The 22,842-nt window shown below is 69.3% G+C and carries 19 protein-coding genes; 15 read left to right on the top strand and 4 right to left on the bottom strand.

Going from position 1 to position 22,842, the window contains the following annotated elements; translation table 11 throughout:
* Window positions 1–56: 56 nt before the first annotated feature.
* Window positions 57–296 (bottom strand): DUF1653 domain-containing protein, encoded by a 240-nt coding sequence (locus tag CEG14_RS00470; protein ID WP_094824395.1) that lies wholly within the window; start codon window positions 294–296, stop codon window positions 57–59.
* Window positions 297–370: 74 nt separating this feature from the next.
* Entirely contained in the window at window positions 371–1,558 is a 1,188-nt protein-coding gene (locus CEG14_RS00465) for an acetylornithine transaminase (RefSeq protein ID WP_094824394.1), read from the bottom strand.
* Window positions 1,559–1,749: 191 nt separating this feature from the next.
* On the opposite strand from CEG14_RS00465, the gene CEG14_RS00460 reads away from it, so the two are divergent.
* From CEG14_RS00460 to CEG14_RS00440, 5 genes are all read left to right on the top strand, one after another.
* Entirely contained in the window at window positions 1,750–2,712 is a 963-nt protein-coding gene (locus tag CEG14_RS00460; protein ID WP_094824393.1) for a Bug family tripartite tricarboxylate transporter substrate binding protein, read from the top strand.
* A gap of 181 nt (window positions 2,713–2,893) precedes the next feature.
* Complete coding sequence (locus tag CEG14_RS00455; RefSeq protein WP_094824392.1) at window positions 2,894–3,676, top strand: transporter substrate-binding domain-containing protein; 783 nt, start codon at window positions 2,894–2,896, stop codon at window positions 3,674–3,676.
* 14 nt (window positions 3,677–3,690) lie between these two features.
* Window positions 3,691–4,359, top strand: a complete 669-nt coding sequence (locus tag CEG14_RS00450; protein ID WP_094824391.1) for an amino acid ABC transporter permease — start codon at window positions 3,691–3,693, stop codon at window positions 4,357–4,359.
* Window positions 4,356–5,012: an amino acid ABC transporter permease gene (locus CEG14_RS00445; RefSeq protein ID WP_094824390.1), complete on the top strand. Its 657-nt coding sequence runs from the start codon at window positions 4,356–4,358 to the stop codon at window positions 5,010–5,012. Before CEG14_RS00450 ends, CEG14_RS00445 begins: the two co-directional genes overlap by 4 nt.
* Window positions 4,993–5,724, top strand: a complete 732-nt coding sequence (locus tag CEG14_RS00440) for an amino acid ABC transporter ATP-binding protein (protein WP_094824389.1) — start codon at window positions 4,993–4,995, stop codon at window positions 5,722–5,724. Before CEG14_RS00445 ends, CEG14_RS00440 begins: the two co-directional genes overlap by 20 nt.
* Window positions 5,725–5,819: 95 nt before the next feature.
* Here the strand turns inward: CEG14_RS00440 and CEG14_RS00435 are convergent, their stop codons facing one another.
* Window positions 5,820–6,890: a DSD1 family PLP-dependent enzyme gene (locus tag CEG14_RS00435; protein ID WP_256985578.1), complete on the bottom strand. Its 1,071-nt coding sequence runs from the start codon at window positions 6,888–6,890 to the stop codon at window positions 5,820–5,822.
* 263 nt (window positions 6,891–7,153) lie between these two features.
* Between CEG14_RS00435 and CEG14_RS00430 the strand changes: the two genes are divergently transcribed.
* From CEG14_RS00430 to gluQRS, 4 genes are all read left to right on the top strand, one after another.
* Window positions 7,154–8,116 (top strand): TAXI family TRAP transporter solute-binding subunit, encoded by a 963-nt coding sequence (locus CEG14_RS00430; protein WP_094824388.1) that lies wholly within the window; start codon window positions 7,154–7,156, stop codon window positions 8,114–8,116.
* Between the two features lie 140 nt (window positions 8,117–8,256).
* A complete protein-coding gene (locus CEG14_RS00425; protein WP_094824387.1) occupies window positions 8,257–10,275 on the top strand; it encodes a TRAP transporter permease in 2,019 nt (672 codons plus the stop codon).
* A 233-nt stretch (window positions 10,276–10,508) separates the two neighbouring features.
* Window positions 10,509–10,970, top strand: a complete 462-nt coding sequence (locus tag CEG14_RS00420; RefSeq protein WP_094824386.1) for a DUF494 family protein — start codon at window positions 10,509–10,511, stop codon at window positions 10,968–10,970.
* Between the two features lie 233 nt (window positions 10,971–11,203).
* Entirely contained in the window at window positions 11,204–12,097 is an 894-nt protein-coding gene (gluQRS, locus tag CEG14_RS00415) for a tRNA glutamyl-Q(34) synthetase GluQRS (protein WP_094824385.1), read from the top strand.
* 12 nt (window positions 12,098–12,109) lie between these two features.
* Here gluQRS and CEG14_RS00410 read toward each other — a convergent pair whose 3' ends face one another.
* On the bottom strand, window positions 12,110–14,788 hold the full coding sequence (locus CEG14_RS00410; protein ID WP_094824384.1) for a GDYXXLXY domain-containing protein: 2,679 nt from the start codon (window positions 14,786–14,788) through the stop codon (window positions 12,110–12,112).
* Window positions 14,789–14,851: 63 nt separating this feature from the next.
* Between CEG14_RS00410 and CEG14_RS00405 the strand changes: the two genes are divergently transcribed.
* The 6 genes from CEG14_RS00405 to CEG14_RS00380 all read left to right on the top strand — a co-directional run bounded on the left by CEG14_RS00405 (window position 14,852) and on the right by CEG14_RS00380 (window position 22,781).
* Window positions 14,852–17,494, top strand: a complete 2,643-nt coding sequence (locus tag CEG14_RS00405; protein WP_094824383.1) for a DNA topoisomerase III — start codon at window positions 14,852–14,854, stop codon at window positions 17,492–17,494.
* A 133-nt stretch (window positions 17,495–17,627) separates the two neighbouring features.
* Window positions 17,628–18,686 (top strand): ABC transporter substrate-binding protein, encoded by a 1,059-nt coding sequence (locus tag CEG14_RS00400; RefSeq protein WP_094824382.1) that lies wholly within the window; start codon window positions 17,628–17,630, stop codon window positions 18,684–18,686.
* A 13-nt stretch (window positions 18,687–18,699) separates the two neighbouring features.
* Entirely contained in the window at window positions 18,700–19,470 is a 771-nt protein-coding gene (locus CEG14_RS00395; protein ID WP_094824381.1) for an ABC transporter ATP-binding protein, read from the top strand.
* 1 nt (window position 19,471) lies between these two features.
* A complete protein-coding gene (locus CEG14_RS00390; protein WP_094824380.1) occupies window positions 19,472–20,338 on the top strand; it encodes an ABC transporter permease in 867 nt (288 codons plus the stop codon).
* Window positions 20,339–20,428: 90 nt separating this feature from the next.
* On the top strand, window positions 20,429–21,220 hold the full coding sequence (locus CEG14_RS00385; RefSeq protein WP_094824379.1) for an SDR family oxidoreductase: 792 nt from the start codon (window positions 20,429–20,431) through the stop codon (window positions 21,218–21,220).
* A gap of 127 nt (window positions 21,221–21,347) precedes the next feature.
* Window positions 21,348–22,781, top strand: a complete 1,434-nt coding sequence (locus CEG14_RS00380) for an aldehyde dehydrogenase family protein (protein ID WP_094824378.1) — start codon at window positions 21,348–21,350, stop codon at window positions 22,779–22,781.
* Window positions 22,782–22,842 lie beyond the last annotated feature (61 nt).

The following is a 22,842-nucleotide window of genomic DNA, read 5'->3' as shown; positions in this document are numbered from 1 at the left end:
GTTTTCAGGTGGCGGGCCGGTGTGGGCGAGGGGTGCGGCTCGAGGGCGGGATGCGCTTATTGGCTTTCGGGGCCGACGTACGCGAAGCGCGGGACCTCGCCCTTCTCGGTCTGCACGGTTTCGTTCCAGATGCGCAGCAGGCGCGTGTTCATGGGGAAGCCGTCGCGCGCATACAGGCGCACGTAGACCACCACGGTCTCGTCGGTCTCGTCGGCGCGCGCGAGGCCCAGGGCGAGGTATTGCTGGCCCTTGTAGTGCTGGTACACGCCGGGGCGAAAGGCTGCGATGTCGCTCATGGCAACTCCTGAAGATGAGGGGGCACAAAAGACAACGGCCGCTCGCGCGGCCGTTGCGTGTCGCAATTGCGGAATTACTTGCGCACGGCGGCGATCAGGCCGTCGAGCTGCTCGAGCATCGTGTTGATCTCGGCTTCGGTCACGTTGAGCGCGGGCATGAAGCGCAGCAGGTTGCCGCGCGGCGCGTTCAGCAGCAGGCCTTGCGGCTGCTTGCGGGCCGCCTCGACGATGGCGGGGCCGTCGTCGCGGTCCAGCACCAGCGCGCGCAGCAGGCCCAGGCCGCGTTCGCCGCCCATGCCGTACTTGGCCGACAGGGCCAGCAGGCCTTCCGACAGCTGGCGGCCGCGCGCCTGCACGCCCTCCAGGAAGCCCGGCGCGGCCAGCGCGTCGAACACGGCGACGCCGACGGCGGTGCACAGCGGGTTGCCGTTGTAGGTGCCGCCCTGTTCGCCATGCGAGAACACGCTCACCGATTCGCGCGCCAGCAGCGCGGCCAGCGGCACGCCGCCGCCGATGCCCTTACCCAGCGTCATGATGTCGGGCACGACGTCGGATTGCTGATAGGCGAACATGGTGCCGGTGCGGCCCATGCCGGTCTGCACTTCGTCGACGATGAACAGGATGCCGTGCTCGTCGGCCAGCTTGCGCAGGCCCTGCATGAATTCGCGCGTGGCGGGGATCACGCCGGCCTCGCCCTGCACGGGCTCGAGCATGATGGCCACGGTCTGCGCGTCGATCAGCGCGCGCACCGAATCCAGGTCATTGATCTCGGCCTTCGGGAAGCCCTCGACCTGCGGCGCGAACATCGTGTCCCAGCCCGGCTTGCCCGAGGCCGACATCGTGGCCAGCGTGCGGCCGTGGAAGCCGTGGTTCATCGTGATGATCTTGTAGGCGCCGTTGCGATGCACGCGGCCCCACTTGCGCGCCAGCTTGATCGCGCCTTCGTTAGCCTCGGCGCCGCTGTTGGCGAAGAACACGCGGTCGAACACCGACGCGCCGGTCAGGCGCTGGGCCAGCTCCAGCGAGGGCACGTTGTAGAACGCCGGCGACGGGTTCATCAGCTTGCCGGCCTGGTCGATGATGGCGCGCTGCATCTCGGGCGCGCTGTGGCCCAGCGCGTTCACGGCCCAGCCCTGCACGAAGTCCAGGTATCGCTTGCCAGATTGGTCCTCCAGCCACGAACCCTCACCTCGCACGAACACGAGGTCCGGGCGGGAGGTGATATCCATAAGCGTGTTGACGTTGAACTGGCTGAATTCCATGGCGGTTCCTGCGGAAGGAAAAAACGGGAGGGGCGAAAACCTGAAATTTAGCACCCCTGGGGCAATGCTATCGTGACGGTATCCCTCAAGCGTGTTCCGGCGAGCGGCTCAAAAGGCGTGCAACCGACAGCGAAGGCGGCCTCCACCCCCACAAGGCCGCGCCTTTTCCTGCCAATTTCCTCGAAAGCATCATGAAACGTCTTCTTCCAGGCCTGTTTGCCGGCCTCGCCCTCACCGCCGCCTTCGCGGCGCACGCCGACTTCCCCGAGCGCCCGCTGCGCCTGATCGTGCCGTTCCCGCCGGGGCAGGCCACCGACATCTTCGCCCGCGCCCTGGCCGAGAAGCTGGGCGCCGACACGGGCCAGCCGGTGGTGGTGGAAAACCGCGCCGGCGCCGGTAGCAATATCGGCATGGAACAGGCCGCGCGCGCCACGCCCGACGGCTACACGCTGGTGATCGCCGGCAGCGCCGCCGCCGTCAACCAGACGCTCTACAAGAACATCAACTACAGCCTGACCCAGGACTTCGCGCCGGTCTCGGGCGTGTTCTCCGTGCCGCTGATCTTCCTGGCCACGCCGGCCTCGGGCATCGACAGCCTGGGCAAGCTGGTGACCCAGGCGCGCGCCCATCCGGGCGACCTGGCCTACGCCAGCGCCGGCATCGGCGGCACGCAGCACCTGTCGGCCGAGATGTTCCGCGCGGCCGCCAACATCGACATCCGCCACATCCCCTACAAGGGCAGCGGCCCGGCCCAGGCCGATTTCCTCGGCCACCAGGTGCCGCTGATGGTGGACTCGGTCACTGCCGCGCTGCCGCACATCCAGACCGGCAAGGCCGTGCCGCTGGCGGTCACCACCGCGCAGCGCCTGCAACAGCTGCCCAAGGTGCCCACCGTGGCCGAATCCGGCTACCCCGGTTTCGAGGCGATCGGCTGGGCGGCGGTGATGGCGCCGCGCGACACGCCGGCCGACCGCGTCAGCTACTGGAGCGAGCACATCAACCGCGTGCTGCGCAATCCCGACATGGCGCGCTTCCTGCGCGACCGCGGCGCCGAGCCGATGCCCACCACGCCCGCCCAGACCGCGGCGTTCGTGGCCAGCGAGGTCACCAAGTGGGGTGACGCCGTGAAACGTTCGGGCGCCGAGGTCAACTGATCCTCGCCCCATGACGGTGCGGCATGCCCCCGCACGGGGCGCGCCGCACCGCCACAACGCATGAACCGGCCTCCCGCCGCGGCGCTTGCCGGGGGAGGCCGGGATGGCATGGATGTTGCTTCGATCCGTTTTGTATACCGATATGGTGTGCAACATTGCGCCCAGGGCGCCGGAGACCTCCATGAACCGCAGACATGTGTTGTTGACCCTCCTGGCCGGCGCGCTCGCGCTGCCGACCGCCGCCAGCCACGCCGACGCGCTGGCCGATATCCAGAAGCGCGGCGTGCTCAAAGTGGCCGTGCCGCAGGACTTTCCGCCGTTCGGCTCGGTCGGCGCCGACATGAAGCCGCTGGGCTACGACATCGACACCGCCGCCCTGATCGCCAGCAAGCTGGGCGTGAAGCTCGAGCTGGTGCCGGTCACCAGCGCCAACCGCGTGCCCTATCTCCAGACCGGCAAGGTGGACCTGGTGATCTCCAGCCTCGGCAAGAATCCCGAGCGCGAGAAGGCGATCGACTTCACCGTGGCCTATGCGCCGTTCTTCAATGGCGTGTTCGGCCCGGCCGACCAGAAGGTGAAGGCGGCCGCGGACCTGGCCGGCAAGACCGTCGGCGTGACGCGCGGCGCCGTCGAAGACATCGAACTCTCCAAGATCGCCCCGGCCGACGCCACCATCAAGCGCTACGAAGACAACAACGGCACCATCACCGCCTTCCTGTCGGGCCAGGTGCAGCTGGTGGCGACCGGCAACGTCGTGGCCGCGGCCATCCTGGCGAAGAACCCGCCGAAGAAGCCCGAGACCAAGTTCCTCATCAAGGACTCGCCCTGCTACATCGGCCTGTCCAAGAATGAGCCGGCCTTGCTGGCGCGCGTGAACGAGATCGTCACCCAGGCCAAGCAGGACGGTTCGCTCGGCGCGATCTCGCAGCGTTGGCTCGGCGCGCCGCTGCCGGCCGCGCTCTGATACCGGCCGGCGTCATGGCCTACGAATTCGACTTCACCGCCATCGCCGGCTACACCCCCGTGCTGCTCAAGGGGGTGGGCGTGACCTGCACGCTGATCCTCGTGGGCGGCGTGGCGGGCGTGGCGCTGGGCGTCGGATGCGCCTGGTTGCGCACGCAAGGACCCGCCTGGCTGCGCGGGCCGGTGGTGGCCTACATCGAGCTGATGCGCAACACGCCGTTCCTGATCCAGCTGTTCTTCATCTTCTTCGGCCTGCCGGCGGTGGGCGTGCAGATGGGCGAGATGAGCGCGGCCTGCCTCGCCATGACGCTCAACCTCGGCGCCTACAGCGCCGAGATCGTGCGCGCCGGCGTGGCGGCCACGCCGCGCGGCCAGTTCGAGGCCGGCGCCAGTCTTGCGCTCACGCGCACGCAGGTGTTCCGGCACATCGTGCTGGCGCCTGCGCTCAAGCGCGTCTGGCCGGCGCTGTCTTCGCAGATCGTGGTGGTGATGCTGGGCTCGGCGGTGGTGTCGCAGATCGCCGCGCAGGATCTCAGCTTCGCCGCCAACTTCATCCAGTCGCGCAACTTCCGCGCCTTCGAGGTGTATTTCGTGACCACCGCGATCTACCTCGGGCTGGCCATCGTGCTGCGCCAGCTGCTGCGGCTGATCGGCGCGCGCCTGTTCCGGAGCCCGGGATCATGATCGAGTTCAGCCTGTGGGACATCGTGCGCAACCTGTTGCTCGCGGCGCGCTGGACGGTCGTGATGTCGCTGGTGGCCTTCGCCGGCGGCGCACTGCTGGGCCTCGCGCTGCTGTACGCCCGCACCGCGCGCGCCCCCGCCCTGCGCCGCGCCAGCTGGGCCTACATCGAGCTGTTCCAGGGCACACCGTTGCTGATGCAACTGTTCCTGGCGTTCTTCGGCCTGTCGCTCGTGGGCATCGAGGTGCCGGCCTGGGTGGCGGCCGGCGCCGCGCTGGTGCTGTGGTCGGCGGCCTATCTCGCGGAGATCTGGCGCGGCTGCGTCGAGTCCATCGCGCGCGGCCAGTGGGAGGCCTCGGCCAGCCTGGCGCTGAGCCGGCTGCAACAGATGCGCTACGTGATCCTGCCGCAGGCCGCCCGCATCGCGGTGGCGCCCACCGTCGGCTTCGCGGTGCAGATCGTCAAGAGCACGGCGCTCACCTCCATCATCGGCTTCACCGAGCTGTCCAAGGCCAGCACCATCATCACCAACGCCACCTTCAGTCCGTTCACCGTCTATGCCTGCACGGCGCTGATCTACTTCGCGCTGTGCTGGCCCCTGTCACGTCTCAGCCTGCGGCTGGAAAGGAAGTTGCATGCCTCTCATCGCTCTTGAAGACGTCCGCAAAAGCTACGGCGCCAACACCGTGCTCAAGGGCGTGACCCTGCGCGTCGAGCCCGGCGAGGTGATCGCCATCATCGGCAAGAGCGGCTCGGGCAAGAGCACGCTGCTGCGCTGTATCAACGGTCTGGAAGACATCGACAGCGGCGCCGTCATGGTGGCCGAGGCCAAGCTGGTGCCCGACGACCTGCACCTGCGCGCGCTGCGGCTCAAGGTGGGCATGGTGTTCCAGCAGTTCAATCTGTTCCCGCACCTGAGCGCGGGCCGCAACGTGATGCTGGCGCCCATCGTGGCGCGCAAGACCAGCGAAGCCGACGCCGCGACGCTGGCGCGCGCCATGCTCGAACGCGTCGGCCTGGGCCACAAGTTCGACGCCTGGCCCAGCGAGCTGTCGGGCGGCCAGCAGCAGCGGGTCGCGATCGCCCGCGCGCTCGCGATGCAGCCGCTGGCGCTGCTGTGCGACGAGATCACCTCGGCGCTCGATCCGGAGCTGGTCAACGAGGTGCTGGGCGTGGTGCGCCAGCTCGCCGCCGACGGCATGACGCTGCTGATGGTGACGCACGAAATGCGCTTCGCGCGCGAGGTGTGCGACCGGGTCGTGTTCATGCACGAAGGCCGCATCCACGAGCAAGGACCGCCGGAACGGGTGTTCGGCGCCCCCGCCACGCCCGAACTGCAACAGTTCCTGGGCGTGGCGCACGGCTAGTGGCGCACGGCTAGTGGGGGAACGCCTGGCGGCGCACGCCTAGTGGCGCGCGGCCAATGACGCACGGCCGGCGGCGCCGCGCCGTGCGCCGCATTTCAGCGGCTCAGGCCACGCGCGGCCACGGGCCAGACCGCTTCGACCAGGCCGCCCCGCACCGCCACCAGCGCGTCGTGCAGATTGAAGGTCGGGTCCACGTGCGAGGCCACCAGCTTCACCACCTCGCCCAGCGCGGGCGGCGCGGCGTCGGGCTCGACCCGCACCACGCCGTGCTCGTCGTTGGTGGCGATGTAGGTGAGGCCGGCGCGCTGCCACACTTTCGGCGGGCCGCACTCGATGGTGGTGGATTTGAGGCCGGCGTCGAGCACCACCCGGCCCGGGGCGGGCGTGCTCATCACCGTGGCGAGCAGGAACAGGCTGTGCTCGAAGCGCAGCGCATCCGACCACTCGTTGGCGCCGTAGTCGCCGTCCATGAAGGCATACGAACCCGCCTGCAGCTCGGTGTAGACGCCGCTGGCGGCATCGAACTCGGCGCTGCCGGTGCCGGCGCCCGTGATGCGGTCGCAGGCGATGCCATGGCCGCGCAGCAGCTCGGCGTAGCCCGCCGCGGTGGCGGCGGCCGAGGCGCAGATGCGCGCCCGGCCCGCGGGCGTGCGCTCGTGCTGCACCGAGCCGTGATAGGCCTGCAGCCCGCCGAAGCGCAGGCGCGGATGGGCCTCGATCGCGCGCGCCAGCGCCAGCACCGTGTCCGGATCCGAGGCGCCGCAGCGGCCCTGGCCCACGTCGACCTCGATCAGCACCGTGAGCTCGGCCCCCGCCGCATCCATCGCCGCGCCGAGCGCCGCGAGGTTGTCGGGATGGTCGACGCAGACGCTGATCTCGGCCTCGCGCGCCAGCCGGCCCAGCAACGCCAGCTTGGCCGGGCCCACGACTTCGTTGCTGATGTGGATGTCGCGGATGCCGGCCTGCACGAAGGGCAGGGCCTCGCTCACCTTCTGGCAGCAGATGCCGCGCGCGCCCAGCGCGATCTGGCGCAGCGCCACCTCGGGGCACTTGTGCGCCTTGGCGTGCGGGCGCAGGGCCACGCCGTGCGCGTCGGCCCAGCGCTGCATCGCCGACAGGTTGCGTTCGAACGCCTCCAGGTCGAGCATCAGCGCGGGCGTGTCGATGGTCTGCCAGACCTCGCCCGGCCGGGCGGGCGGCGGCAACGTCAGGTCGGGATGCGATGAGGCGGACGCGGGCAGGGCGGGCACGGCAACTCCTGGAGAGGAAAAAGGAAGCCCTGCGCCATAACCAGCGCAGGGGCAGTCATAACTTTGCGGGGTGTTGGCCCTCGCGTAAACCATAGCTTCGCACGAGCGGCCATCGTGACAAAATTTTGCGCACTGAAAGGCCTCCTACCGGGAGAGCCTTTTTCCCCTGGAGAAGCCTGATGAACGTCAAGACCTGGATCAAAAGCCTCACCCTCGCCGTTGCCATCGCGGGCACCGCGACCACGGCCCATGCGCAGCAATTCTTCCGTATCGGCACCGGCGGCACCGCCGGCACCTACTACCCGGTGGGCGGCATGATCGCCAACGCGATCTCGCAACCCGGCAAGCTGATCGCCACGGCGGTCGCCTCCAACGGCTCGGTGGCCAACATCAACGGCATCGTGGGCGGCTCGCTCGAAGCCGGCTTCACGCAATCCGACGTGGCGTTCTGGGCCTACACCGGCACCGGCACCTTCGACGGCAAGCCCAAGGCCCAGGACCTGCGCCTGATCGCCACCCTCTACCCCGAGAGCATCCACCTGGTCACGCGCAAGGGCGCCGGCATCAAGTCGGTGGCCGACCTGAAGGGCAAGCGCGTCTCGATGGATGAGCCGGGCTCCGGCACGCTGGTCGACGTGCGCCTGATCCTGGGCGCCTACGGCATGACCGACAAGGACGTGAAGGCCGAATACCTCAAGCCCAACCAGGCCGGCGACAAGCTCAAGGACGGCGGCCTCGACGCCTTCTTCTTCGTGGGCGGCGCTCCCGCCGGCGCGATCGCCGAGCTCGCCTCGGGCGGCGCCGGCATCGAACTGGTGCCGCTGGTCGGCGCCGAGATCGACGCGCTGCGCGGCAAGCAGGAATTCTTCACGCCCGACGTGATCCCGGCCAACACCTACCACGGCGTGGGCGAGATCAAGACCATCTCGGTCAACGCGCAGATGGTGACCTCGGCCAAGCAGTCCGAACAGACGATCTACGACATCACCAAGGCGCTCTACAGCGACGCCACGCGCAAGACGCTGGACAACGGTCATGCCAAGGGCAAGCTCATCACCAAGGACAACGCGGTCAAGGGCGCCGGCATCCCGTTCCACCCGGGCGCCGAGAAGTTCTACAAGGAAGCCGGCCTGCTGAAGTAAGCCGGGCAGGGCCCGCCCACGCGGGCCCGCCAGGCCTTTGCTGCGCGCGGCATGCCGCGCCTTCGCACCCGCCCGCTGCCGGCGGGTCTCGCGGCGCGCAGCGCTGGCGGCCCTGCCGCCCAACTCCGAAGATTCGCGTCATGGAAATCGATCACGACAAAACCCAGCGGCTCGCCGAGAAATACGATGCCGAGATCCGCTTTCGCCCCTTGCACCAGTCGGCCACCTGGCTCGTCTCGGGCCTGCTGGTGACCCTGTCCATCTTTCACTACTACACCGCCGGCTTCGGCCTGCTGCGCGAGTCCACCCACCGCGGCGTGCACCTGGCGTTCGTGCTGTCGCTCATCTTCCTGGTGTTCGGCTTCTCGAAGGCGCACTACGAGCGCGAGCCGCGCTCGACCTGGTATGCGCCGGGCGGCGTGCCGCTCTACGACTGGGTGATCGCCATCGCGCTGGCGCTCAGCGTGCTGTACATCCCCTACATCTTCGATGACCTGGCCTTCCGCGTCGGCAACCCGATGCCGATCGACGTGGCCATGGGCACGATCCTGATCGTGGGCCTGCTCGAAGCCACCCGCCGCGCCATGGGCTGGCCGCTGCCCATCATCGCGCTGGTGTTCGTGGCCTATGCGGCCTTCGGGCCGTGGTTCCCGGGCCTGCTCAAGCACGCCGGCAACAGCTGGTCCCAGATCGTCAACCACATGTACCTCACCAGCCAGGGCGTCTATGGCGTGGCGGTGGGCGTGGTGGCGACCTACGTGTTCCACTTCGTGCTGTTCGGCGTGCTGGCCACCCGCATCGGCCTGGGCCAGCTGTTCCTCGACGTGGCCTCCACGATCGCCGGCCGCTACGCCGGCGGCCCGGCCAAGGTCTCGGTGTTCGGCTCGGCCATGTTCGGCATGCTGTCGGGCTCGTCGGTGGCCAACGCCGTGACGGTGGGCTCGCTCACGATCCCGGCCATGATCCGCATCGGCTACCCGCGCCACTTCGCCGCCGGCGTCGAGGCCGCCTCGAGCACGGGCGGGCAGATCACGCCCCCCATCATGGGCGCGGCCGCTTTCCTGATGATCGAGTTCCTCGGCATCCCGTACCAGCAGATCGCGATCGCCGGCATCTTCCCGGCCTTCCTGTATTTCTTCGGCATGTTCGTGCAGGTGCACTTCGAGGCCAAGCGCGAGGGCCTGCGCGGCCTCACCGAGGCCGAGATGCCCAGGCTGAAGGAGTCGTTCAAGAAGCGCTGGCCCACGCTGATCCCGCTGGTGCTGCTGATCGGCGTGCTGGCCAGCGGCCGCACGCCGTACCTGGCCGCGTTTGCCGGCATCACCGGGTGCATCCTGGTCGGCCTGCTCAACCCGTTCCAGCGCCTGCGCTGGCGCGACCTGTACGAGTCGTTCGAGACCGGCGCGAAGTACGCGCTGGCGGTGGGCGCCGCGGCGGGCACGGTGGGGCTGGTGATCGGCGTGGTCACGCTCACGGGCGTGGGCTTCAAGATCTCGTTCATTGTGATCAGCGCCGCGCAGGCCATCTCGGCCGGCCTGGGCACGATCATCCCCGAGACGGTGGCCAATGCCCAGTCGCTCACGCTGATCGCGGCGCTGGTCATGACCGGCATCGTGTGCGTGCTGATGGGCTGCGGCGTGCCCACCACCGCCAACTACCTGATCATGGTGACGGTCGCCGCACCGATCCTGGTGCAGCTCGGCGTGCAGCCGATCGCGGCGCACTTCTTCGTGTTCTATTTCGGCATCCTGGCCGACATCACGCCGCCGGTGGCGCTGGCCGCCTATGCGGCGGCGGGCATGGCGGGCAGCGATCCGTTCAAGACGGGCAACACCGCGTTCCGGCTGGGCATCACCAAGCTGATCGTGCCGTTCGTGTTCGTGTTCTCGCCCTCGCTACTGATCTCGGTGCAGGGCTTCACGCTCTACGACTTCTTCGTCACGCTGTTCGGCTGCATCGTGGGCCTGGTGCTGCTGTCGGCCGCCTTCTCGCGCTACTTCCTGGTGTTGATGAAGTCGTGGGAGCGCTGGGTGTTCACGGCGGGCGCGCTGCTCACCATCCTGCCGGGCCTGACCAGCGGCCTGATCGGGCTGGCGCTCTGCATCCCGGTCTTCATCAATCAGTATCGCCAGCTGCGGCTGAGCGCGGCGCCGGCCTGAGCCGCGCGGCGCGCTGCGAAAAGGGGGCCATGGCCGTGAGGCCGTGGCCCTTTTTTATCGCCCGCACGCCCCCATCTGAAGGTCGGCGCCACCGTGCCGCGCACGCAACAACCGGGTGATTTCCCTCCGGGCGGCGCGGTTGCCTGAGGTCCGGTTTCGGCGTACAGTAAAATCACGTTTGCTGGTCTGCCGATTTGCGGGCCGACTGTGCAAACGGGCTCAAAAAGCGCCATATGTTCGATATCCTGGTTTATCTGTTCGAGAATTACTACACGCCGCAAGCCTGTCCTGCGGCCGATGTGCTGGCAAAGCGTCTCGCCGCGGCCGGCTTCGAGCACGAAGACATCGACGACGCGCTGGGCTGGCTCTACGGGCTGGCCGAAACGACCGAGCGTTGCGTCGAACTTGCCCAGGCTCCCGTCTCTGGTACCCGCATCTACACCGATGCCGAATACCAGCAGCTCGGTTCCGAATCGATCGGCTTCATCACTTTCCTCGAAACCGCCGGGGTGCTGCCCGCACCGCTGCGCGAGATCGTGATCGACCGTGCGCTCGCCGCGCCGGACGCCCCGGTCTCCCTGTCCAAGATCAAGATCACCGCGTTGATGGTCTTGTGGAGCCAGGAAGCCGAGATCGATAACCTGGTGCTCGAAGAACTGCTCGAAGACGAAGGCGGCGGTCGCCTGCTGCACTGAGGGCCGCGACACGTCGTGTCGCCCCTGCCGACCGCGGCGCGCGCCGCGGCGCTGGGCTTCGGGCGCGTTTCTCCCAGCGCCGGCCCTCTGCGCGCGCGGTCCGGCAAGGATCGCGCCTCGTGAGCGCCACGCCCTTCGGATCCCACTGAACACCGCATGCGCGGCGCCGGCTTCGTGCGGGCCGCCCGCGCCGCTGCCTATACTGCCTCTTTTGTTCGCCCCCGCCGCCTGCCGTGTCCGCTGCTCCTGACCGTTCCGCCACCTATGTCGGCCGCTTCGCGCCCAGCCCGAGCGGGCCGCTGCACGAGGGCTCGCTGGTGGCCGCGCTGGCCAGCTGGCTCGACGCACGCGCCCGCGGCGGCCGCTGGCTGCTGCGCATCGAAGACGTGGACACGCCGCGCACCGTGGCGGGCGCGGACCGGATCATCATGGATCAGCTGCACGCGCTGGGCCTGCACTGGGACGGCGAGGTCTGGTGGCAGTCGCAGCGCTTCGACGCCTATCAGACCGCCTTCGACGGCCTGCGCGCACGCGGCCTGGTCTACGGCTGCGGCTGCACCCGCCGCGAGATCGCCGATTCGGCCCTGCGCGGCCCCGACGTGGCCGAGGGCGAGCGCCCATATGCCGGCACCTGCCGCCACGGCCTGGCGCCCGGCCGCGAGGCCCGCGCGTGGCGGCTGCGGGTGCCCGAGGGGGTGGAGCGGTTCGACGACCGCTGGCTCGGCCCGCAATCGCAGGACGTGGCGCACGCAGTGGGCGATTTCGTGCTGCGCCGCGCCGATGGCCTGTGGGCCTACCAGCTCGCCGTGGTGGTGGACGACGCGGCCCAGGGCGTGACCGACGTGGTGCGCGGCGCCGACCTGCTGTCGTCCACCGCGCGCCAGCGGGTGCTGTGCCGGCTGCTCGAGGTGCCCGCACCGCGCATGATGCACGTGCCGCTGGTGACCGACCCGGCCTCCGGCCTCAAGCTGTCGAAGCAGAACAACGCGGCGGCGCTGGACCTCGCCGATCCGCTCGCCACGCTGGGCCGCGCCTGGCAACGCCTGGGCTTCGAGGCGCTGCCCGCCGCCAGCGTGGCGGACTTCCTGGACCAGGCGCGCACGCGCTGGCGCGCCCGGTTTGCGTGAGCCCGGGCCGCGTCAGAGCGGCTTCAGGTCTTCGCCCAGCATGCGCACCAGCAGCGCGGTGCCCTTGCCGTCGTAGCGCACCTCGCCGAAGCGCGCCTGCTCGTAGCGCTGCGCCTGGCCTTCGGGAAAGAAATAGGCATTGGTGATGATGCGCACGCCGGACGGACGCACACGGTAGCGCAGCACGATCTCGTCCTGGGCATGGTCGTTGCCGTCCTGCACCCGCAGCACCTGCGCCACGCCGCGCTCGTCGGCCTTGAGCACCACGTAGCCATCGGTGCGCTGCAGGCCCTCGCCGCGCGCGGGCTCGGCCAGCAGCTCGTCGCCGCGCAGGCGCCGCACCTCGTCGCCCGCCGCGAAACGCAGCGCCATGTAGTCGCCCTGCATCAGCGAACGCGGGTCGACCGGCGCCAGCGGCAGGATGGCGACCTGGCCGTCGGCCAGCAGACGCTCGCGCTGCCAGATGCCGAAGTTGCTCACGCCCAGCACCAGCAGCAGGCCGAACACGACCAGCGCGCTGCGCCAGCGCAGGCTGGCCGGCACGGGCCCCGCGTCGAACGGCGCCACCGGCACCGTCTTCATCCAGCGCGGCACCAGCCACACCAGCAGCCGCAGCACGAACAGCAGGGCCGCCGCGCCGGCCAGCCAGAAGGCCTTGTCGAGCAGCGCGATCTCGAGGTTGTAGTAATAGAACATCAGGTAGCTCAGCATGCTCAGCACGCCGAACACCAGCAGCCGCGGCTTGTGCAGACCGAAGCCCAGCAACAGCCACGTGAGCGCGAACGCAATGCCCGGGCTGGGCATCCAGAACAGCGACAGCACCAGCAGGCCGAGCGGCACGCCCGCCACCAGCGCCGGCGTCAGCACCCGGCGGCGCGGCCACAGCACCCACAGCGCGGCCGCCACCGGCAGCAACACGCCCAGCACGCTGAGCACCGCCGTCTTGGGATGCACCTGGAACAGCACCGGCAGCTGGCGCAACGCGATGCCGCCCGCCTGCCACACCACCGCCTGCACCGAGATCGCGACCGCCCAGCCCATCGGGTCGAACAGGTGCGCGCGGCGCTTGATGTGGCCGTCGGCGCAGAACGCCGCCGCGGCCCACCAGGCGCCGACCACCGACACCGGCAGCCAGAGGAAGGTGTCGCGCATCATGGCGAAGGCGAACATCAGGTCGAGCATGTCGCCGCTGCGTTCGGACGGCGCCAGGCCGACCCACAGCAGGCCGGTGCCGGCCAGCGTCATGGTGAGGCTGCTCAGGAAGCGCAGCAGATGGTCGGGCGCGGCGGCATAGATCACCGCGCCCAGCACCAGCAGCATCAGGCAGGCGTTGGTGAACGAGCTGCTTTCGGTGAGGCCGAAAATGATCAGCAACTGGCCGGCGAAGGCGGCCGCGACGGCGCACTGGCGCCAGAACGCGCCCGCATCGGTGCGCAGCACCGCCACCCCGGCGGCGCACAGCACCAGCCCGAACACCAGCGCGCTGCCGGGTGTCTGGACGATGCCGGAGAAGCCCAGGAAGACCAGCAACAGCAGGGTGGCGAGCCAGGCCGACAGGCCGAGCAGCACCTGGATGTACCAGGGCGAACCGGCATGGGTGTCGTCGGGGGTGTCGGCCAGGGCGATGACCGGGGCCGCCGCCTCGGCCGGCTCGACCGACACGCCCGCCGACGCGCTGGCCGGCTCGGCATCGGCCGCCACCGTGGGCGCATCGACGGCGACCGGCGCGGCCACGCCGCCCCGCACCGAGCCCTGGGCGCGTTGCGCCAGCGTGCGCAGCCAGCGCGCCGCCAGGACGGCCTCGGCCATCAGCAGGCCGGCCAGCGGCAGGGCGGTCCAGACGCCGGGATCGAGCTCGATGAGCCACTCGCCGACCCAGCGCAGCGACACCGCGATCACGCCCGCGGCGAGCAGCGCGAGCACCACCAGGTCGAGACGGGCGCGTTGGTAATAGAAACCCAGGCCCAGCGTCACGGCCAGCCACGCCATGCCCACCATGCGCATGGCATGGCTGTCGTCGCCGCGGCCGAAATACAGATCGCCGAAAAACAGCGTGAGCACCAGCGGCACCACCACCAGCACCACCAGCACGCGCGGGCCGACCTTGGTGCTGATGCGGTTGCTGCGCGCCGCCAGCTCCCAGGCCGCCAGCAGCACCAGGTTGAGCGCCGCCATCACCAGGCTCGGGAAGACGGCGCCGCCATAGGTGCTCCACCAGCTGAACACCTGCTCGCCCAGCCACAGCGCGACCGCCAGGTTGAGCACCAGCACCCACAACAGCCACAGCACCTGGCTGGCGGCCGCCAGCGCCCAGGGCAGCAGCAGGGCCGCCCACAGGGCGAACAGTTCCCAGGTATCGGCGCCGGTCTGGTACGTTTGACCGATCAGCGCGAGCAGCGCGCCGAGAAACAGCCCGGCGAGGGAAAGGATCGCGCCGGCAACCCGCCGGCGGTTATCGGGGACAGTTCGAAGGCGGAAGCGCGCCCACAGCGCGGCCAGTACCGAAACGGTCAGAAGCCCCTGGACCAGCACGAAACGGGTCGTGATGGAGAGGGCCTCCCAATTGGCCGCAACCCCGCAAACCACGGCGCTGCCGAGCAGCAAAACCCCCAGCCAGAGGGTGGTTCGCGCAAGAAATCCGCGCCAGGCATGCAGTTCCGAACCCGCTTGACGATTGGTGCCGACTTGCATCTGCCGTTTCTCCCCTCTTATCATCCGCGCTAATTGAGGCGGGACTGCCGCCACTGGATACACATGACTAAAACGCTGATTATTGCCGAGAAGCCCTCGGTAGCCCTCGATATATCACGCGCCTTGGGAGGCTTCGCGCGCGAGGGGGACTATTTTGAAAGCGAACGTTACGTTCTCTCCTCCAGCGTCGGGCATCTGCTCGGCCTGGTGGCGCCGAACGACCCGGTCAAGGGCAAGTGGAGCTTCGCCCACCTGCCCGTGATCCCGCCTGCTTTCGAACTGGGCCCGACCGACAAGAAATCGGCTGAGCGGCTCAAGCTGCTCGTCAGGCTGGCCAAGCGCAAGGACGTCGACGCCATCATCAACGCCTGTGACGCGGGCCGAGAGGGTGAGCTGATCTTCCGCTACATCATCCAGTACGCCGGCGTGAACAAGCCGATCCAGCGTCTCTGGCTGCAGTCCATGACCCAGGCCGCGATCCGCGAGGCCTTCGACAACCTGCGCGACGACGTCCAGCTCAAGCCGCTGGAGGCCGCCGCACGCTCGCGTGCCGAAGCCGACTGGCTGGTGGGCATCAACGGCACCCGTGCCATGACCGCCTTCAACAGCAAGGACGGCGGCTTCTTCAAGACGCCGGTCGGCCGGGTTCAGACCCCGACGCTGGCGATCGTGGCCGAGCGCGAGGCGCGCATCCGCGCCTTCGTGCCGCGCGATTACTGGGAAGTGCACGGCACCTTCGTGGCGGCCGCCGGCCTCTACCAGGGCCGCTGGATCGACCCCGAGTTCAAGAAAGACGAACGCGACCCGGAAAAGCGCGACTCGCGCCTGTGGTCGCAAGCCGCCGCCCAGAGCGTGGTGGCCGCCTGCCGCGGCCAGCAAGGCACCGTCACCGAAGAATCCAAGCCCTCGACCCAGATGTCGCCGGCGCTGTTCGACCTGACCTCGCTGCAGCGTGAGGCCAACGGCCGCTTCGGCTTCTCGGCCAAGACCACGCTGGCGCTGGCCCAGACGCTGTACGAACGCCACAAGGCGCTCACCTATCCGCGTACCGACTCGCGCTACCTGCCCGAAGACTACGTCAACCAGGTGCGCGAAACGATGCAGGTGCTGGCCAAGGGCGGCTCCAATGCCGTCGGCGCGCTGGCGCGCCATGCCGACACCGTGGTCCAGCAGCAGTGGGTCAAGCCCAACCGCCGCATCTTCGACAACAAGAAGGTGTCGGATCACTTTGCCATCATCCCCACGCTGCAGGTGCCGCACGACCTGAGCGAAGCCGAAGGCAAGCTCTACGACCTGGTGCTCAAGCGCTTCCTGGCCGTGTTCTTCCCGCCGGCCGAGTTCCGCGTCACCACCCGCATCACCGAGGTCCAGGGCCACCGCTTCAAGACCGACGGCAAGGTGCTGGTCTCGCCGGGCTGGCTCGCGATCTACGGCAAGGAAGCCCAGGGCGAGGACGCCAACCTGGTGCCGGTGGCCGACAACGAGCGCGTGCGCACCGAAGACGTCGAAGCCGTCGGCCTGTCCACCAAGCCGCCGGCGCGCTACAACGAAGGCACGCTGCTGTCGGCCATGGAAGGCGCCGGCAAGCTGGTCGACGACGAAGAGCTGCGCGAAGCCATGTCCGAGCGCGGCCTGGGCACGCCGGCCACGCGCGCGGCCATCATCGAAGGCCTGCTCAACGAAAGCTACCTGCGCCGCGAAGGCCGCGACCTGGTCCCCACGGCCAAGGCGCGCCAGCTCATGACGCTGCTGTCCGGCCTGGACGTGACCGAACTGACCTCGCCCGAACTCACCGGCGAGTGGGAGCACAAGCTCAAGCAGATCGAGCAGGGCGCGCTCGACCGCGAGGCCTTCATGCGCGAGATCGCGCAGATGACCCAGGTGATCGTCAAGCGCGCCAAGGAATACGAGCGCGACACGGTGCCGGGCGACTACGCCACGCTCAAGACGCCGTGCCCGAAGTGCGGCGGCGTGGTGAAGGAAAACTACCGCCGCTTCGCCTGCACCCAGTGCGACTTCTCGATCGGCAAGCACCCGGGCGGCCGCACCTTCGAGCTGCCCGAGGTCGAGGAGCTGCTGGCCAAGCGCGAGATCGGTCCGCTGCAGGGCTTCATCAGCAAGATGGGCCGGCCGTTTGCCGCCATCCTGCGCATCAGCGCCGAAGACAAGCTCGAGTTCGACTTCGGCCAGAACGACGACGAAGACAACGAGCCCGTCGACTTCAGCGGCCACACGCCGGTGGGCAGCTGCCCCAAGTGCCAGTCGCGCGTGTTCGAGCATGGCATGAGCTACGTCTGCGAGAAGTCGGTCGGCCCTGAAAAGTCGTGCGACTTCCGGTCGGGCAAGGTGATCCTGCAGCAGGAGATCTCGCGCGAACAGATGGGCAAGCTGCTCAACGACGGCCGCACCGACCTGCTCGACGGCTTCGTGTCCAGCCGCACCAATCGCAAGTTCAAGGCCTTCCTGGTGCGCCAGCCCGACGGCAAGATCGGCTTCGAGTTCGAGCCGCGCGGCGACAAGCCGGCGCGCGCGGGCAAGACGGCGGCGAAGAAGGCAGCGGGCAAGACGGCCGCGAAGACGGCCACCAAGACGGCGACGAAAACGGCGACCAAGACGGCCGCCAAGAAAACCGCGGTGAAGAAGACCGCGGCCAAGACGGCCACCAAGACCGCCGCCAAGAAAGCGGCGGCCAAGAAGGCCGGCTGAGCGCCACGCTCGCCTGATCGGCGCGCCGGATCCCGTCGGGGTCCGGCGCGCCGATTGCTTTTGGCCGACGCCGCAACTGCGGTATCGTTGCCGTCAAACAGCTTATGCACAACGAGATTCGCTCGAGGACGACATGACCCATCGCTTGCCCCCGCAAGGCGCCCAGCGCCGCCGCCTGCTGGCCTTCGGCGCCGGCGCCGCCGGCCTGATGCTGGCTCCCGCGCTGCGTGCGCAGCCCCGGCTGGGCCGCGTGGCCTACGGCCAGGGCAGCATCGACCCGTTCTTTGCCGCCGGCTACGTCGCGCTCAAGCAGGGCTATTTCAGCGCCGGCGGCCTCGACGTCGAATACCTGAACTCGCAGAGCGGGCCGCGCACCAACCAGCTGCTGGCCGCCGGCCAGATCGTGTTCGGCGCCACCGCGGCCACCGCCGCGCCCGCGCTCACGCTGGCGGGCAAGCCCGCCGCGCTGGTGTTCGGCTTCGACCGCAAGCTCACCTACGCCAACGTGATCGTGCGGCGCGAGGATTTCGAGAGCGGCAAGGTGCGCGAGATCAAGGACCTGGCGGGCAAGCGCATGGGCGCGACCCAGCCGCAGTCCAGCACCTGGCTGATGGCCAAGTACCTCACCGAAAAGGCCGGCGTGGCCGATCGCGTGGACATCCGGCCGCTGGGCGACCTGGCCACCATGCTGGGCGCGCTCAAGACGGGCTCGGTGTCGGCCAGCATGGCCACCATGTCGATGATGGAGCAGGCCCAGGCCGAGGGCTGGGGCGTGCCGATCTTCGACGCCACCGCCGATGCCACCTGGCAGAGCTTCATGGGCGGCGACGTGCCGGGCATCGCCGCGCTGGCGCTGCGCGACACCATCGAGAAGCGGCCCGAGGTGGTGCAGGCGTTCGTGTCCGGCCTGGTCAAGGCGCAGGACTGGATCAACGCCAACAGCGCCGCCGCCGTCACCGACCTGATCTACGACGACTACCTCTCGGCCTTCGCGCGCGAAGCGGTGCAGAAGACCATCGGCACCTACCAGCAGAGCGTCTTCCTCAAAGACAACATCATCACGCCCGAAGCCTACGGCCGCATGACCGCCATCATGGGCGACGACCGCCAGTTCTCGAACGAGGAGCTGAAGAAGGCGCCCTACGACACCTGCGTCGACATGCGTTTCGTGCGCCGCGCGCGCGGCGGCTGAAGCGGAGCGCGCCATGATCACGCTGGAACACGTCGGCAAGGTCTATCACAGCCGGCAGGGCGTCACGCATGCCGTGGGCGACGTCAGCCTGCGCATCGGGCAGGGCGAGTTCGTGTCCATCGTGGGGCCCTCGGGCTGCGGCAAGAGCACGCTGCTCAACATGATCGCGGGCTTCCTGCCGGCCAGCTCCGGCCGCATCGAGGTCGATGGCCGGCCGGTGGCCGGCAAGGTGCCGCCCGCGCTCGGCTACATCTTCCAGAAAGACACGCTGCTGCCCTGGTACACGGTGTCCAAGAACGTCGCGCTGGGCCTGCGCTTCCAGGGCGTGGCCGCCGGGCGCATCGCCGAACGCGTGCGCGCGCTGCTCGAGCTCGGCCATCTGTCGGGCTTCGCCGACGCCTATCCGCACCAGCTCTCGGGCGGCATGCGGCGCCGCGTGGCGCTGCTGATGAGCCTGGCCGTGGAGCCGCGCATCCTGCTGCTCGACGAGCCCTTCGGCGCGCTCGACACCCACACCAAGACCCACCTGCACCGCGAGCTCTCCGACATCTGGCGCAAGCTGGGCCAGACCGTGGTGATGGTGACGCACGATCTCGACGAGGCCATTACGCTGTCGGACCGCGTGGTCGTGCTGTCGGGCACCCCGAGCCGGGTGCTGCTCGACGAACGCATCGCCATCCCGCATCCGCGCGACGTCTTCACGCTGCGCGAGACGCCGCAATTCACCGCCCACGTGCAAAGCCTCTGGGCCGTGCTGGGCCAGCAATTCCGCGCCGCCGCCTGACATGTCCGACGCCCGACTTTCCGATACCGTCTCCGATCAGTTGCAGGCGCAACTGCATGCCGACCGCCAGCAGGCCACGCGCCGGCGGCTGCGCATCACGCTGTGGCAGCTGCTGATCCTGGGATGCCTGCTGGGCGCCTGGGAAGGCCTGACGCGCATCCCGTGGTTCGTGCAGAACACGCTGTTCGATCCCTTCTTCATCAGCCAGCCCTCGCGCGTGGCGGTGCGGCTGTGGGAATGGCTGCAGCCGGGCCCGCGCTCGGTCTGGCCGCACCTGTGGCTCACGCTGCAGGCCACGCTGATCGGCCTGGTGGTGGGGGTGGGCAGCGGCTTCGCGGTGGGCCTGGCGCTCTCGCGCAGCCAGTTCCTGGCCGACGTCTTCAACCCGTTCATCGTGGCCTTCAACTCGATGCCGCGCATCGCGTTCGTGCCGCTGATCACGATGTTCTTCGGCCTGGGCCTGGCCTCCAAGGTGGTCACCTCGTGGTTCGTGGTGTTCTTCCTGGTGTTCTTCAACACCTACAAGGGCGGGCGCAGCGTGGAGCGCGAGCTGGTCGACTTCTGCCGCACGCTGGGCGGCTCGCCGCGCCAGATCCTGTGGCGCGTGCGCATCCCCACCGCGGCCGCATGGACCTTCGCCGCGCTGCCCAACGCCATCAGCTTCGCGCTGATCGGCGTGGTGCTGGCCGAGTTCGTGGGCTCGACCACGGGCATGGGCTACCTGATGATCACGGCGCTCGCCACGCTCAACGCCACCGACATGTTCGCCGCCGTCACCCTGCTGTCGATCGTGGGCATCGTGCTGGTGTACCTCGTGACCTGGTTAGAGCGTAGACTGTTGCACTGGGCGCCGGAGTTCCGCCAGTAACGCGAGCCGCGGCCGCCCCGATCCCGCCCAACACCTGCGCGCGCAACGATCCCCGCCCCGGATGCGCGGCGCCTCGAACCCCTGACCGCCATGGCCCTCGACACCGCCGCCGTCCCCTACCTGCAACAGTTTTCGCTGGCAGGGCGCGTCGCCCTGGTCACCGGCTCGGCGCGCGGCCTGGGTTGGTCCATCGCCAGCGCGATGGCCGGCTGCGGCGCGCACGTGCTGATCAATGGCCGCAATGCCGACGCCGCGGAAGCCGCCGCCACCGAACTGCGGGCGCGCGGCCTGGCCGCCAGCGCGCTGGCGTTCGACGTGGCCGACGATGCCGCGGTGGAGCAGGCCTTCGCCACGCTCGACCGCACCCACGGCCGGCTCGACATCCTGGTCAACAACGTGGGCGCGCGCAATCGCAAGACACTGGCCCAGATCTCGCCCGCCGAAGTGCGCGCGCTGATCGAGACCGACCTGGTGGCCGGCATCCTGCTGGCGCGCCAGGCCGCCACCCGCATGCGTGTCCACGGCTACGGCCGCCTGATCGCCATCACCTCGGTGGTGGGCGCGCTGGCGCGTCACGGCGACGCCGTGTATCCGGCGGCCAAGCAGGGCCTGACCGGCATCATGCGCGCCCTCGCGATGGAGCATGGCGCGCACGGCATCACCAGCAACGCCATCGCGCCCGGCACCTTCGCCACCGAAACCAATGCCGCCATGGTGGCCGATCCCGAGGTCGGCCCGCGCGTGGCGGCGCGCAATCCCACGGGCCGCTGGGGCCAGCCCGAAGAGATCGCCGGCGCCGCCGTGTTCCTGGCCTCGCCGGCGGCCTCGTATGTCAACGGCCACGTGCTCACGGTCGACGGAGGTCTGTCGATCCAGATGTGAGCCGTGCCGTGTCGCGGCCTGGATGCGGGAAGGAGACAAGGGATCCGCCAGATGATCTCCCCGCCGCCGGGCCTTGCTTTCGTATCGCTGTCGCTTTAACCAATTATTCTCACAGAGGTGGTCCAGCATGAAGCAGCACTTTATCGACAACCGGCCGGTGGCCGGTTCCTCCGGTGAATCCATCGACGTCATCGATCCGTCCACCGGCGAGACCTTCGATCAGCTCGCCCGCGGCAACGCGGCCGACATCGACCTGGCCGTGCAGGCCGCCCGCCGCGCCTACGAGGGCGCCTGGGGCAAGCTGTCCGCCGCCGAGCGCGGCCGGCTGATGCTCAAGCTGGCGGTCAAGATCCTCGACCATCACGACGAGCTCACGCAGATCGAGTCGCGCGACTGCGGCAAGCCGATCAAGCAGGCCCGCGCCGACGTCACCGCCGTGGCGCGCTACTTCGAGTTCTACGGCGGCGCCGCCGACAAGCTGATGGGCGAGACCATCCCCTACCAGGCCGGCTACACCGTGCTCACCGTGCGCGAGCCGCATGGCGTCACCGGCCACATCGTGCCGTGGAACTATCCCCTGCAGATCTTCGGCCGCAGCATCGGCGGCGCGCTTGCCGCCGGCAACGCCTGCGTGGTCAAGCCCGCCGAAGACGCCTGCCTGTCGATCCTGCGCGTGGCCGAGCTGGCCGCCGAGGTCGGCTTCCCGGCCGGCGCGCTCAACATCGTCACCGGCTACGGCCACGAGGCCGGCGACGCGCTCACGCGCCATCCCGGCGTCGACCACATCTCGTTCACCGGCTCGCCGCGCGTGGGCGTGCTGGTCACCCAGACCGCGGCCGAGCGCCACGTGCCCGTCACGCTCGAGCTGGGCGGCAAGTCGCCGCAGATCATCTTCGCCGACGCCGACCTCGACGCGCTGGTGCCGGTGGCGGTCAACGCCATCGTGCAGAACGCCGGTCAGACCTGCTCGGCCGGCAGCCGCCTGGTGATCGAACGCAGCATCTACGACAAGCTGATGGATCGTCTCGCGCAGGCCTTCTCGGCGCTGCGCACCGGCGCGGGGTCGGCCGACCTCGATTGCGGTCCGTTGATCCGCCAGACCCAGCTCGAGCGCGTGCAGCGCTTCCTGCGCGACGCCGAGGCCGAGGGCATCCAGAAGGTCGCCCAGGGCCAGGTCGTGGCCGACGCCCCCAAGGGCGGCTTCTTCCAGGCGCCCACGCTGTTGGGCAACGTGCCCGTCGAGCACCGCCTGGCGCAGGAAGAAATCTTCGGCCCGGTGCTGGTCGCGATTCCGTTCGATGACGAGGCCGACGCGATCCGCATCGCCAACGCCACCGAGTACGGCCTCGCCGCCAGCGTCTGGACGCGCGACGGCGCACGCCAGTTGCGCGTGGCGCGCAAGGTGCGCAGCGGCCAGGTGTTCATCAACAACTATGGCGCGGGCGGCGGCGTCGAGCTGCCCTTCGGCGGCGTGAAGGCCAGCGGCCACGGCCGCGAGAAGGGCTTCGAGGCGCTGTACGGCTTCACCGTGCTCAAGACCATCGCGATCAAGCACGACTGAACTCTCCCGTCACACGTGCAGGCGGCGCCCCGCAACGGGCGCCGCCTTTTTTCGTGCGGGC

Source organism: Bordetella genomosp. 1 (assembly GCF_002261335.1).
Lineage (GTDB): Bacteria > Pseudomonadota > Gammaproteobacteria > Burkholderiales > Burkholderiaceae_B > Bordetella.
The sequence above is the reverse complement of the archived record's forward strand: the minus strand, read 5'-3'. Positions and strand labels throughout refer to the sequence as shown.

Excerpts from the sequence above, each read along its gene's own strand:
- CEG14_RS00430 (WP_094824388.1), top strand. The coding sequence starts at position 7,154 with ATGAACGTCAAGACCTGGATCAAAAGCCTCACCCTCGCCGTTGCCATC.
- CEG14_RS00440 (WP_094824389.1), top strand. The coding sequence starts at position 4,993 with ATGCCTCTCATCGCTCTTGAAGACGTCCGCAAAAGCTACGGCGCCAAC.
- CEG14_RS00470 (WP_094824395.1), bottom strand. The coding sequence starts at position 296 with ATGAGCGACATCGCAGCCTTTCGCCCCGGCGTGTACCAGCACTACAAG.
- CEG14_RS00400 (WP_094824382.1), top strand. The coding sequence starts at position 17,628 with ATGACCCATCGCTTGCCCCCGCAAGGCGCCCAGCGCCGCCGCCTGCTG.
- CEG14_RS00425 (WP_094824387.1), top strand. The coding sequence starts at position 8,257 with ATGGAAATCGATCACGACAAAACCCAGCGGCTCGCCGAGAAATACGAT.
- CEG14_RS00460 (WP_094824393.1), top strand. The coding sequence starts at position 1,750 with ATGAAACGTCTTCTTCCAGGCCTGTTTGCCGGCCTCGCCCTCACCGCC.
- CEG14_RS00390 (WP_094824380.1), top strand. The coding sequence starts at position 19,472 with ATGTCCGACGCCCGACTTTCCGATACCGTCTCCGATCAGTTGCAGGCG.
- CEG14_RS00385 (WP_094824379.1), top strand. The coding sequence starts at position 20,429 with ATGGCCCTCGACACCGCCGCCGTCCCCTACCTGCAACAGTTTTCGCTG.
- CEG14_RS00410 (WP_094824384.1), bottom strand. The coding sequence starts at position 14,788 with ATGCAAGTCGGCACCAATCGTCAAGCGGGTTCGGAACTGCATGCCTGG.
- CEG14_RS00395 (WP_094824381.1), top strand. The coding sequence starts at position 18,700 with ATGATCACGCTGGAACACGTCGGCAAGGTCTATCACAGCCGGCAGGGC.
- CEG14_RS00445 (WP_094824390.1), top strand. The coding sequence starts at position 4,356 with ATGATCGAGTTCAGCCTGTGGGACATCGTGCGCAACCTGTTGCTCGCG.
- CEG14_RS00405 (WP_094824383.1), top strand. The coding sequence starts at position 14,852 with ATGACTAAAACGCTGATTATTGCCGAGAAGCCCTCGGTAGCCCTCGAT.
- CEG14_RS00455 (WP_094824392.1), top strand. The coding sequence starts at position 2,894 with ATGAACCGCAGACATGTGTTGTTGACCCTCCTGGCCGGCGCGCTCGCG.
- CEG14_RS00465 (WP_094824394.1), bottom strand. The coding sequence starts at position 1,558 with ATGGAATTCAGCCAGTTCAACGTCAACACGCTTATGGATATCACCTCC.
- CEG14_RS00380 (WP_094824378.1), top strand. The coding sequence starts at position 21,348 with ATGAAGCAGCACTTTATCGACAACCGGCCGGTGGCCGGTTCCTCCGGT.
- CEG14_RS00420 (WP_094824386.1), top strand. The coding sequence starts at position 10,509 with ATGTTCGATATCCTGGTTTATCTGTTCGAGAATTACTACACGCCGCAA.
- CEG14_RS00450 (WP_094824391.1), top strand. The coding sequence starts at position 3,691 with ATGGCCTACGAATTCGACTTCACCGCCATCGCCGGCTACACCCCCGTG.